Raw genomic sequence first — 12,712 nt, 5'->3', positions numbered from 1 at the left:
GCGGCATGAAAAAGTCATTTCGAAAAAAAGTCCTTTCAAAATGGCAGCTGCTGGTGATGTTTATGATCCCGTTCATCTGGTACATAGTGTTCTGCTATGTACCGATGTACGGTATCCAGCTTGCTTTTAAGAATTACAATCCAAGGCTGGGATATTTTGGCAGTCCCTGGGTGGGGCTTAGATATTTTAAACAGTTCTTTTCCTCATATTATAATAGAGATATTATATGGAATACAGTTTCTATAAGTCTCTACTCAATTATCTTTGGCTTCCCCATCCCTATCATACTGGCGATCATACTAAATGAACTTCCCGGCATGCATTTCAAAAAGGTCCTGCAGAATCTGACCTATGTGCCTCACTTTATATCCACTGTGGTATTGTGCGGTATGCTCTATCTATTCCTGTCCCCTCAATACGGAGTGATCAATACATTCCTTAATTTCCTGGGCCTTGATTCTGTGGGCTTTTTGGAATCAAATAAGTATTTTAAAGCGGTGTATGTATTGTCGGATATATGGCAGGAGAGCGGCTGGAATTCGGTCATTTATATAGCGGCACTGGCGGGTATAGATCCGGAGCTCTACGAGGCTGCCAAGATAGACGGCGCAGGCAGGCTTGGCAGGATCATACATGTATCTCTTCCCGGTATCAGCCCTACTATAGTAACGCTGCTGATCCTCAGGATCGGCCAGGTGATGACTATAGGATTTGAAAAGGCATATCTTCTTCAGAATGATCTGAATATCAGATCCAGTGAGATCATATCTACTCTGGTTTACAAACAGGGTATCCTGCAGGGTAATTATGGATATGCAACGGCTGTGGGACTGTTTAACTCGGTAATTAATCTTACGCTTATCATACTGACTAATAAGATCTGCAAAAAGTATTTTGAAATAAGCCTTTGGTAAGATCCAGGATAAAACGGCTATCAAAATGATACGCCATAAGAAGACCTTGCCGGAGGATTGACTGTGAGGTAGAAATGAAAAAGAGCGTTAACGACAAAGTATTTGACCTGGTGATAATCACGATCAGCGTACTGATACTCTTTGTTGTGGCATATCCCTTGTATTATGTTATCATAGCCTCTTTTAGTAAGCCGGAAGCGGTGCTGGCAGGAAAGCTCACCTTTTTGCCTGTGGGATTTAATGTAAAGTCATATCAGATGGTGCTTCAAGAGACCAAGATCTGGAGGGGTTATAGCAATACGATCCTCTATACGGTCCTTGGAACCATGATCAATCTGGTACTGACCACACTTTGCGCATATCCTCTGTCCAGAAAAGATATGCCCTGCAGAACGCTTCTCACCTTCCTGGTATCTTTTACAATGCTTTTTGGAGGAGGCATGATACCAGTATATCTGGTAGTGAAGAATATCGGTATTACTGACACCATCTGGGCCATGGTCATACCAAATGCGCTCAACACTTATAATATGCTGGTCATGAAGAATTACTTTCAGTCCAGCATTCCCGGTGAACTTCAGGAAGCGGCGGCTATTGACGGCTGCAGTCATTTTCAGATCCTTATGAAGGTGGTGCTTCCTTTGTCCAGATCCATCATAGCGGTCATCACTCTTTTCTATGCGGTACAGCATTGGAATGCATTCTTTAATGCCATCATATATCTTAGAAAAGAGAGTCTGTATCCTCTGCAGATCGTCCTTAGAGAGATACTCCTTCAGAACAGTCTGGAAGCAGTGGGCGGCGATCTTACGGGAATGTACGAGAAGGTAATGCAGGGCGAGACTATGAAGTACGCACTGATCATTGTGGCAAGTGTACCTATCCTGATATTCTATCCCTTTATACAAAAGCACTTTACTAAAGGCATCATGGTCGGCGCTGTAAAGGGCTGATAAGACATAAAAAGGCTCCCGGACTGCATTTATCATAAAGATAAGCGGCCCGGGAGCCTTTGATCATATAACGGAGACTAATGCGCGGCCTGAGGGCCTAATGTTAAGCACCTGTATACCAGGAAGGATAGCCCTCTTCTTCAAACCAGTGGAATTCGCCGTCTTCATCCAGCCATCCGTCCTCGTCATAGTCCAGTACTCCGTCAGGGAGAGACTCATCGTCATCATCGTCCTCAAAGACGGAATCATCATCGCTGTCATCATAGTCTTCGAAGTCTTCCTCGTCTTCTTCGAAGAATTCGCTGTCTGAATCGTCGTAGGAATCGTCTTCTATATCTTCAGATAGTGTGTTTTTACCGGATGAACTGCTATTAGACTTTGTTTTGGAAGATTTGTCCTCATCTGTATCTTCATCTTCTAAGGTATCGTCTATATCTTCTTCGTCCTCGCCTTCTTCCTCATCTTCAAGCTCTTCATCTTCTAAGAGTTCATCATCTTCTTCCTCATCATCGAGCTCTTCTCCGATATTTTCTATATAATAATTCAGCTCTTCGTTGTAAGCAGATTCATTATCATATCTGGCTGAAGCGCTGTCCAGCTCGGATAGAACATTGTCATATTCGGTATAGATCTCTGATTCGTAATAGGAATCCTCCTTGGCTGACAGGCGCTCAAGCTGCCAGTCAAGAGTGAGTACTGTGATCCCCATATAGGCACATACTCCAAAGGAGCATGCTGCAATAACTCCTGTTACCAGGACCCTGATATCTCTTTTTCTCATAATATATTAGTCCTCCGTATCCATCTCATCATCTTCATCCATGTCAGCTTCTGAGCCGTCTTCGTCATATTCCGGCTCTTCATAGGTATAGAGCTCGCGGAGGTTTTCGACTGTGGCCTTGTCATAGAGCTTTTCAACCTCTTTTTCCAGCTCTTTGTTTTCTTTGACAAGCTCTTCGTAGTCGGTAAGATATTGATCCTTTTCCTCTTTGAGACCGTCGATCTCTTCCTTGATATAGCTTTCTTCTTCGGCGGCCATAGTCTTTAATTCCTTAAGATAATCCTTTTCATAGGATATCTCTTCTCTGGCATAATTAAAGTCCTCAAATGTATATACGATCCCTCCTATGGAGAGAACAGTAACAGCTACAAATACTCCTGTAAGAATTCGTGCGGGTTTTCTTCTCATAAGCTTCCTTTCTTGCCATTTCAAAATAATAGTAAATGGCAAAACTCCTCTATCATTAGTATACAGGATATATTAGGCCCGGCGCAAACATGGCTGCAAAGAAGGCGCCTATCGTAAGAGACCTTAGGTGAATACAGACGAAATATAGATTATAATATATGTATTAAAACGATAGGGGGGCGAGAGATATCATAGCTTTGGGCCGGAATATGATAAAAAGCATATTATTACTAAGGAATAGGTGTAAGAGGCATAGGAGGCTACTCTGCGCTCTGTTTGCACTGCTAATATCCAGCCCTCAGCTGTCCTATGCTTTACCTGTCCGGGCGGCAGTTATTGCAGAAGGTATAGATGTGTCTCATTACCAGGGTGATATCAACTGGCGGGAGGTGGCAGGAAGTGGCAAGAGCTTTGCCTTTGTCAGGATGGGGACTTCTAAAACTGTAGACAGATATTATGCAGAGAATCTCATAGAAGCTGCGCAGGCAGGGCTGCGTGTGGGCGCCTACTGGTATAGCTATGCCATGACAGTAGAGCAGATAGAAGCAGAAAGCTATAACCTCATCAATATGCTGGCGCCTTTTGAAATATCTTTTCCCGTGGCGCTGGATCTGGAGGCTGATTGTCAAAAGAGCCTATCGTCCCCGCAGCTGCAGGCTCTGGTGGATACTTTTTGCAGGGTTATATATTCTGCAGGATATACCCCGGTCATATATACCTACAGGAACTGGTTTGTAAACAGGCTGGGGGATACCAGCTGGCACAAGTGGGTGGCCCAGTATTCTGACAGTCTGACCATGCCCTACAGCTATGCCATATGGCAGTACAGCAGCCATGGAGAAGTGGCGGGAATAAAGGGCAGGGTGGATCTGGACAGATTGTATATTGATTATTTTGGTCTGATACCCAGAGAGGGCTTTGCTCAAAGGGATGGAGGAAGTTATTATTACAGGAATTTTCGCAGGCAAAAGGGATGGGTATATCCCGAAGATGGGGGCAGGTATTTCTGCGATCCTGCGACGGGCAAGGTCTGGACGGGCTGGGCCAATGACGGGAGCGGGAGCTATTATCTGGACCCTTATAAGGGCGGACGAGCAGCCGTGGGGAGCTGCCTGATTGAAAATGATGAGTACTATTTTGATGAAAAAGGCATGATGCAGACGGGCTTTTTGGAGGGCTGCTATTACGGGGGAGATGGCAGGATGATCAGAGGAAGGATCTTTACCACAGGAGGCATGAACTACCTGGCATCAGAGAGCGGTAGGATCCTGGGCGGTATCAGGAAGGTTGGGGATGATATATACGCCTTTGACAAGACTGATGGCCATATGATCGCCGGCTTTGTCAAAAAGGGCACAGGAGTATATTATTTCGGACGGGACGGAAGAATGCTGAAAAATGGCAGCTATGAAGATCCGGGGGCTCTGTGTACTTTCGATGAAAATGGCAAGCTCACAGATTTTCCGGAGGGCTTTAGCGTGGATATAGCATATGATATGGATCTGGGCCTTTGAAACTGGTCATATCTCCAATACCATGGTATTATGAATGGAGCCGGTTAATTATTGTAAACAGTGTTGCTCTGCAGGGTCAAACGCAGCCTGCAGGTGATCAGTTAAATAATAAGGGGGTAATGTCATCTTGAATATTGAAGAAGCTAAGGTAAAACTTGCAAAGTATGGTCAGGAGCATGTCCTGAAATATTATGATGAACTGGATGCAGCGGGGCAGCAGGCCCTTCTTGCCCAGATCGAGGATACGGATTTCTCTATTCTTAAGAGATGCAGCGAGCTTGGTAAGGGCTCTGAAAGAGGAGTATTCACACCTCTTGCTGCTATGCAGCGCTCTGAGATCACAGAGAGAGAAGCTGAGTTTACAGCTAAAGGAATAGAGGTGATAAAGGCCGGCAAGACTGCAGCGGTACTTCTTGCAGGAGGCATGGGTACCAGGCTTGGTTCTGACAATCCCAAGGGTATGTATGATATAGGTCTGACCAAACACGTATATATTTTCCAGAGGATCATTGAGAATCTGCTTGACAGCGTAAAGGCTGCGGATGGCACATATATACGTCTCTTTATCATGACCAGTGAAAAGAATAATGATGCTACAGTGGCATTCCTTAAGGAGCACGACTTCTTTGGCTATCCGGAAGATAAGGTGACTTTCTTTAAGCAGGAGATGGCTCCTGCATCTGATTACGAAGGCAAGGTATATATGGAAGAGAAGGGACGTATATCTACTTCTCCCAATGGTAATGCCGGCTGGTTCTCTTCTATGATCAAGGCCGGACTCCTGCCCCTGATACATGAGGAGGGCATTGAGTGGCTGGATATATTCTCAGTGGACAATGTGCTGCAGAGGATATGCGATCCCGCCTTTGTGGGTGCTACAGTATCCAGCGGTGTATCTGTGGGTGCCAAGGTTGTTAGAAAGGCTGCTCCTGATGAAAAGGTAGGCGTAATGTGCCTGGAGGATGGCAAGCCTTCTATAGTAGAGTATTATGAACTCTCGGGGGAAATGATGGATGCCAAGGATGAGGCAGGAGATCCTGCATATAACTACGGCGTTATCCTCAACTATCTCTTTAACGAGAAAGAGCTGGAAGAGATAGCTCAAAAGGAGCTCCCTCTCCATGTAGTGGAGAAAAAGATACCTTATATAGATGAAAATGCTCAGCTCATAAAGCCTGAAAAGCCCAACGGATGCAAGTTTGAACAGTTGGTATTGGATATGATCCATATGCTGGACAGCTGTCTGCCTTACGAGGTAGTAAGGGAAAAGGAATTTGCTCCCATCAAGAATGCTACAGGCGTGGATTCTGTGGAGACTGCAAGAGAGCTCTGCAAGCTCAATGGCATAGAACTGTAATCAACATTATGACAGCTTTGGATAACATGGCTATCTTGAAGGGTTTGGGATATGTAGTAAGATGGATACAGTCATGGGAACGCTGTAAGTGACCAGTGACCATGTAATATTAAAATGATTATCCCAAACGGAGGAGACAAAATGACAATATTAGTAACAGGCGGAACAGGTTATATCGGCAGTCACACAGTAGTGGAACTGCTGACTGAAGGCAAAGATGTAGTTATCATGGACAATCTGTCCAATTCTTCCATGAAGGTACTGGACAGAATAGAAGCTATCACAGGTAAGAGGCCTCTCTTCTATGAGGCGGATATCAGAAACAGAGATGATCTGGAGAAGATATTTACAGAGAACAGTATTGATGCGGTTATTCACTTTGCAGGCCTCAAGGCTGTAGGCGAATCTGTGAAAAAGCCCTGGGAGTACTATGACAACAACATCACAGGTACTCTGACTCTGGTAGATGAGATGAGAAAGCATGGCGTAAAGAATATCATCTTCTCTTCATCTGCAACAGTATATGGCAATCCTGCATTTGTGCCTATTACAGAAGAGTGCCCCAAGGGAGTGTGCACCAATCCTTACGGATGGACCAAGCACATGCTGGAGCAGATTCTGACAGATATCCAGTCTGCAGATCCTGAATGGAATGTGGTACTGCTCAGATATTTCAATCCTATAGGCGCTCACAAGTCAGGCACTATTGGTGAGAACCCCAACGGTATCCCCAATAACCTGATGCCCTATATCACACAGGTAGCAGTGGGCAGGCTTGATCACCTGAATGTATTCGGCGATGACTACGATACTCCCGATGGAACAGGTGTGCGTGATTATATCCATGTAGTAGATCTGGCCAAGGGCCATGTTAAGGCACTTGCAAAACTTGCTGCAGGAAGCGGTCTGTCTCTCTACAATCTGGGAACAGGTGTGGGATACAGCGTACTGGATATTGTAAAGAACTTTGAAGAAGCAAATGGCGTGAAGATTCCTTATGAGATCGCACCCAGAAGAGCGGGAGATATTGCAACCTGCTATTCTTCAGCAGACAAGGCATACAAGGAGCTGGGCTGGAAGGCAGAGTATGGCATCAGAGAGATGTGCGAAGACTCCTGGAGATGGCAGAAGAATAATCCTAACGGATATGAAGACTAAGATTGGGAGAGAGAATGGCGGGAAGAGTTTTTGATTTTGGCGAAGACACTCAGACAAAGACAAATGACAGCAGTTCAGAAAAAAAGAATATATCTTCCAAAAAAGGAGGGCGCGGCTTAAAAGGCAGCGCTCCTTCTTTGAATATGATATATTCCGATGACAGGACAGTTGATGCGGGTAGACCTATTCTGACATTGAATGATAAGGATGGGGTATTTGAGCATCATCTCACCGGTATATTTATGGATCCTGCAAAGGCTTTTGCATTTGATAGTGCGGATCCGGAAGAGAAGGCATATATATCAGGCATAGACAGCAGGTTTGTGGAATTTGTCAAATGGCTGGGCATCAACAGGATCAGTGTCAGGCTGACAGGAGAGAATCGCGAAGGGGTCTTTTGCGTATACAAGATAAGAGAATTGGAGTCCGGACCATCAGGCAAGCTATCCGGTCAGGACGGCTTCCTTCAATACATGATAGCAAGACTGTTATCCGGAGATGCGGTAAGGGATACGGAGACTGAAGAGGAGGATGCTGATGATGACAGCATGAAGCTCACCAGTCTGCAGAGTATCACTGATTTTTTGGACTGCGCGGGAAGAACTTTTCCTGTAAATATCAGAAGCTGGGCCAGAAGGAATCTTGCCGTTGCCAAGTCTGAAGAAGTGAGCCAGGAAGAGAGGCGTCATGCCCAAAGGGCTCTCTCCATGATGATGAATATCCAGTGGAGACGCAGCTTATTCCCGCCTATTGATCCTGTTAAAGCCAGAGCAATACTGGATGAAGAGCTCTATGGCATGGAAAAGGTAAAACAAAGGATCATTGAGACTATTATTCAGATCAACAGAACAGGCAGGCTTCCGGCATATGGACTATTGCTGATAGGCCCTGCAGGTACCGGTAAATCCCAGATAGCTTATGCGGTCGCAAGGATACTGGGCCTTCCCTGGGCAGGCCTTGATATGAGCTCTGTCCATGATCCTGAGCAGCTGACAGGAAGCTCTCGTATCTATGCCAATGCCAAACCCGGCAGTATCATGGAAGCTTTTTCAAGGGCAGGTCAGTCTGATCTGGTATTTATCATAAATGAGCTGGATAAGGCAGATAGTGAATCGGTATCCGGCAATCCTGCCGATGCTCTGCTGACCCTTCTGGATAACCTGGGATATACAGACAACTATATGGAATGTATGATCCCTACAACAGGTGTATATCCTGTGGCTACTGCCAATGATAAGAGCAGGATATCAGAGCCTCTTTTGACACGATTTGCTGTTATAGAGCTGCCTGATTATACGGCTGAAGAGAAAAAGGAGATATTCCTGAGATTTGCCCTGCCAAAGGTCTTAAAGAGGATGGAACTGACAGAGGATGAATGCAGGGTGAGCTCTGATGGCGCAGATCAGGTGGTAGAACACTTTAAGAATGTATCAGGCGTCAGAGATCTGGAGCAGGCTGCTGAGCATCTGGCAGCTCATGCCCTCTATCTCATTGAGACTACAGGAGTCAAAAGTGTGGTCTATGATGGGGATACGGTAAGAGAACTCTTGCAATAAATCCTGTCGGATGTTATAACAGATGACAAAAAATAAGATATAGCAAAGGAAGCTGCCCTATGAATATGCGTGAAGAGATAAAGAAGATGAGCCTGGCTGCTCCCGGCCTTGCTGCGTCATCCATAGATCAGAGAAATAAGGCTTTGGAGATAATTGCAGAGCTTTTGTCGGAGAGAAAAGAAGAAGTATTTAATGCTAATACCATAGATATGGAAAATGCTGCAAAAGCAGGTCTTGCGGCCTCTATCATGAAGCGTCTGAAATATGATGAAGTGAAAATGAGAGATTCCATAGCAGGTCTTAAACAGCTTAGTGAGCTTCCTGATCCTCTGGGAAAGCAGCTGTTAAAGAGGCAGCTTGATGAAGGCCTCATACTGACAAAGCTCAGTGTGCCCATTGGTGTGATCGGTGTTATCTTTGAAGCAAGGCCTGATGCCATGATCCAGGTGGCTTCTCTGTGTATCAAATCCGGTAACTGTGCTGTATTAAAGGGCGGCAAGGAGACTGCTGCTACCAACAAGGTGCTCTTTGAGATAATCAGGGAAAGTGTTGAGAAAGCAGGACTTCCCGGAGAGAGTCTCCTTCAGGCAGAGCTCCACAATGAGATAGATGAGCTTTTGGAGTGTGATGAAGAAGTGGATCTGATAATTCCAAGGGGTTCCAATTCCTTTGTAAGATATATCATGGAGCATACAAAGATCCCTGTAATGGGCCATTCTTCCGGTATATGTCATATCTATGCAGATGATGAGATGGATGAGGAGCTGGCTCTTAAGGTGATCACAGATGCCAAGATCCAGTATCCTGCAGCCTGCAATGCTGTAGAGACAGTGCTGATAAACAGGAAGATCGCAAAAGAGTTTCTGCCTCGCCTGGCTGCTCGTCTTAGAGAAGTAGGAGTGACCCTCAGGGGTACCAAGGAGTGCAGGGATATATTGGAAGCTTCCATTCCTGAAGCGGCTCAGGGAATGGAAGTCATGAACGAAGACGACTTTGCAACAGAATACAATGACCTGATCATATCTCTTAAGCTGGTAGACGATGTTGATGAAGCTATCAGTCACATCAACAGATTTGGATCACATCATACAGATTCCATAATAACAACTGATGATCGTAAGGCTGAGAGATTCATGCAGATGGTGGACAGTGCCGGCGTATACAGGAACGTATCAACAAGATTTGCCGATGGCTTTAGATACGGCTTTGGAGCTGAGGTGGGCATATCCACAGGTAAGCTTCATGCAAGAGGTCCTGTGGGCCTGGACGGCCTTGTGACTTACAAGTACACTCTTACAGGCAATGGTCAGATTGTAGCTGAATATGCATCGGGAGAGAAGATCTTCAAGCATAAAGATCTGATCTGATATAATTGGTATGCCCTGGGGCAGGGCCCTGTCAGATACTGCCTAAGCACCAGTTAATGGCATTTCCAAGAAGGAGCCTGAAATTCTCGTCCTTCCAAACAGACAGGATGTGTCCCGGAGTCAGGATGCATATCCTGCCTTTTCTTGATTCTTTGGTATAACCTGCAACCTGCCTGCCGCCGGACTCTGAAACGGAAGTCAAGAATACATCGTGTCCTTCGCCTGTGAGTTCTATCTCATAATGTTCATCTCTGATAGTAAAAGGTGTTATGCCGCGGGTGATGGGATGATCTCCTTCCGGATATATGGTCACCTCGCACCTTGGGGGATGGGTGACGAACTTGTTTCCTATAAGGGCAGCGTAGTCAGGAGAATGATCATCATTGTAGGTATTGCCTGCGTGTACAGACAGGATGGCTCCTCCCTCTCTTACGTATTCTTCAAGCTCTGCAGGGCCTACTTCGCTCACTCCATTTTCGAACCAGTCTGCGCTGTTGCCTGATGTGAGATTGTGTGACTTGCAGTTCATGATAATGGGATAGTCTTTGATAAAGTCAGGAGTCAGAATGTCCTTGGGATCTTTGACAAAGTCAAAGGAGGCCAGCTTGCCGTCAAGGTCTGCCAGCCCTCTTTCTATCACTTCTGCAGGATGCCAGATGTCATCGCATAATACCAGTATTTTAACCAGTTCGCTCATATTTCCTCTCCAAGTCTTAAATGTCATCTAATAATGCATATTTAATAATACTATTTTTTCTAATGATATACATAGTATACCTCAGCTTTGCCATTATAGAATATCGCATTATTGCTGCTTTTGCATAAAAGAAGAAGCCCGGTCCCCGATGGGATGGGCTTCTTCTTTTTCAGAGTATTTCCTTCACTAGCTTGCAATAAAGCACATGACGTGGAGGCGGGGTAAACCTAACAAAGGAGGGATAAAAGCTTATTTAGCGATAACTGCGATCTCAGAGAGGCTAACCTCTAAGATATCTTTGTTATCAGAACTCAGTATTACGGTGATCTTACCTGTCTCCACAGGGTCAAAGGAGAGCATTATGACTGAGCTGTTAGTATCATCTGTAATATATGCATCTGAATAATCGTTATCTGAAAATTTCAGGCGCACGGAAATGCCTTCCGGAATATCACTGCTTCCTGCATAGAGTGCGATACCTGAGATCTTTTTGGCAGAAGCGTCTTTGCTGCTGATCACAATCTCGCCTTCGCCGCCGGACAGGTCGATAGCCTGTGAAGCTACAAGAGAAGGGTCTGTCTTGTACTTGCCTTTTCTGTGACTGACTATGAGTGAATCGGTAAGTGCGCCGGCTTCTTTATCTCCTATCAGGGCCTTGAAGTCCGTGGAGATATCAGTTGCAAGGCTTCCTGAAGGAGCAGGCTGCATGCAGGTAAGCGGTCCGTTTATGAACATCCTGCCTTCGCTGTCAAACTTGACTTCGGCAAGATTGACCTTGCGGTTGCCGGAAGGTGCTTTGACACTGGTATGGCTGTGATAGGCTGCCCAGATCTGGCTCATATCGGGAGAGGGGACAAAGCTGTGGTGACCTGTTCCCGATACGTCGCCAAGGCCGATGGAAGTCAGGATGGGATTATGATCGGCTTTGGCAAAGGGGCCCATAGGTGAATCAGATACAGCGTAGCCAAGAGAGTATGCAGGATCCTCGAAATAGTTGGCAGAATAAGCCAGGTAGTATTTACCGTCATGCTTTAACATTTCCGGGCCTTCGTTCCATACATAGTTGCCGGAAGCTCTCTCCCAGCTCTGCTCAGGAGTGGTGAGCAGGACTGCTTCTCCATCGATTGACAGCATATCGTCTGAGAGTTTTACGCCGTATATCTGGCTTGTATGGATGCCTGTTATGACATTTTCAGAACAGTCCCTTACATAATAGAGATATTTGGAGCCGTCTTCGTCTATAAAGATGTTGGCATCTATGACTGCATAGCCGGGATCTATGAGGGGCTTATTGGCATAATCTGTAAAGGGTCCTGCAGGACTGTCGGAGATGGCAAGACCTATGCGCAGACTGCCGCCCTGGTTCTTTGCTGTATAGAACATATAGTACCTGCCTTCCCACTCGCATACCTCGGGAGCCCAGAAGCAGTCTACACACCAGGAATCAGGCTGTTTGATATAGCACATCTTCTTGTCTGTCCAGTGGATCATGTCTGTGGACCTCCAGCAGTAAAAGCCGTTAGGCGCTGAGGTGCAGTACATATAATATTCATTTTCGGAGATTCTGAGCATAAAGGGATCTCCTATATCTGTAACGCCCAGATCATTTTTGAATGCAATGTCTGAAGAGTCTGTGTGAAGTGTAATTGTTTCGTTGTAGTTTCCGGTGCTTTGTTCCATATCGTTTTCCCCTGATGTACTTTCTTCGTTAATAGATGCTTGGTCTGTCGTGCTGTTTTGCTGTTCTTGCCCTGCAGGCGCCGCTTTGCCGCAGGCGACTGCCATGCAGCTTATCAGAAGTGCTGCTGCAAGGACAGGAGCGGATCGTTTTCTTCTGTGTTTCATATTAGCAGATGCTCCTCTTCTTATATAGCGTGAAATTATGTCTGTAACCCGTGTTCTTAAACATAAAATATGTTGATAAAATTGAATCTGCCGTTTGGGGTATCTGAAAGGCTATAATAGAACTATAACAAAAAATATGTCGATAAGCTATAGTTTTTTGAC

At 45.5% G+C, this 12,712-nt stretch carries 11 protein-coding genes; 7 read left to right on the top strand and 4 right to left on the bottom strand.

Annotated features, from left to right (window positions below; genetic code table 11):
* Positions 1-5 precede the first annotated feature (5 nt).
* A complete protein-coding gene (locus G636_RS0104805; protein ID WP_026507111.1) occupies positions 6-914 on the top strand; it encodes an ABC transporter permease in 909 nt (302 codons plus the stop codon).
* Positions 915-988: 74 nt separating this feature from the next.
* Positions 989-1,867 (top strand): carbohydrate ABC transporter permease, encoded by an 879-nt coding sequence (locus G636_RS0104800; RefSeq protein WP_026507110.1) that lies wholly within the window; start codon positions 989-991, stop codon positions 1,865-1,867.
* Positions 1,868-1,970: 103 nt separating this feature from the next.
* Here the strand turns inward: G636_RS0104800 and G636_RS20460 are convergent, their stop codons facing one another.
* Entirely contained in the window at positions 1,971-2,648 is a 678-nt protein-coding gene (locus tag G636_RS20460; RefSeq protein WP_026507109.1) for a hypothetical protein, read from the bottom strand.
* Between the two features lie 6 nt (positions 2,649-2,654).
* Complete coding sequence (locus G636_RS0104790) at positions 2,655-3,056, bottom strand: hypothetical protein (RefSeq protein WP_026507108.1); 402 nt, start codon at positions 3,054-3,056, stop codon at positions 2,655-2,657.
* Positions 3,057-3,409: 353 nt separating this feature from the next.
* On the opposite strand from G636_RS0104790, the gene G636_RS0104785 reads away from it, so the two are divergent.
* The 5 genes from G636_RS0104785 to G636_RS0104765 all read left to right on the top strand — a co-directional run bounded on the left by G636_RS0104785 (position 3,410) and on the right by G636_RS0104765 (position 10,008).
* Entirely contained in the window at positions 3,410-4,570 is a 1,161-nt protein-coding gene (locus G636_RS0104785; RefSeq protein WP_026507107.1) for a GH25 family lysozyme, read from the top strand.
* A 127-nt stretch (positions 4,571-4,697) separates the two neighbouring features.
* Entirely contained in the window at positions 4,698-5,927 is a 1,230-nt protein-coding gene (locus G636_RS0104780) for a UTP--glucose-1-phosphate uridylyltransferase (protein ID WP_026507106.1), read from the top strand.
* A gap of 141 nt (positions 5,928-6,068) precedes the next feature.
* On the top strand, positions 6,069-7,085 hold the full coding sequence (gene galE / locus G636_RS0104775; protein ID WP_026507105.1) for a UDP-glucose 4-epimerase GalE: 1,017 nt from the start codon (positions 6,069-6,071) through the stop codon (positions 7,083-7,085).
* A 143-nt stretch (positions 7,086-7,228) separates the two neighbouring features.
* Positions 7,229-8,641, top strand: coding sequence for an AAA family ATPase (locus G636_RS0104770; RefSeq protein WP_035778850.1), 1,413 nt, complete (start codon positions 7,229-7,231; stop codon positions 8,639-8,641).
* A 59-nt stretch (positions 8,642-8,700) separates the two neighbouring features.
* The gene (locus G636_RS0104765; RefSeq protein ID WP_026507103.1) at positions 8,701-10,008 is read left to right on the top strand and encodes a glutamate-5-semialdehyde dehydrogenase; all 1,308 of its coding nucleotides are present in this window, start codon (positions 8,701-8,703) and stop codon (positions 10,006-10,008) included.
* 31 nt (positions 10,009-10,039) lie between these two features.
* Here the strand turns inward: G636_RS0104765 and G636_RS0104760 are convergent, their stop codons facing one another.
* Together G636_RS0104760 and G636_RS19870 are read right to left on the bottom strand one after the other, a co-directional pair.
* A complete protein-coding gene (locus G636_RS0104760) occupies positions 10,040-10,705 on the bottom strand; it encodes a ThuA domain-containing protein (RefSeq protein WP_035778817.1) in 666 nt (221 codons plus the stop codon).
* 249 nt (positions 10,706-10,954) lie between these two features.
* On the bottom strand, positions 10,955-12,550 hold the full coding sequence (locus G636_RS19870; protein ID WP_242826919.1) for a glycoside hydrolase family 43 protein: 1,596 nt from the start codon (positions 12,548-12,550) through the stop codon (positions 10,955-10,957).
* Positions 12,551-12,712: the final 162 nt, after the last annotated feature.

The sequence above is a fragment of the Butyrivibrio sp. MC2013 genome (assembly GCF_000424585.1).
Classification (GTDB): Bacteria; Bacillota; Clostridia; order Lachnospirales; family Lachnospiraceae; genus Butyrivibrio.
Note: the sequence above shows the minus strand (reverse complement) of the source record. Positions and strands in the feature narration are given on the sequence as shown.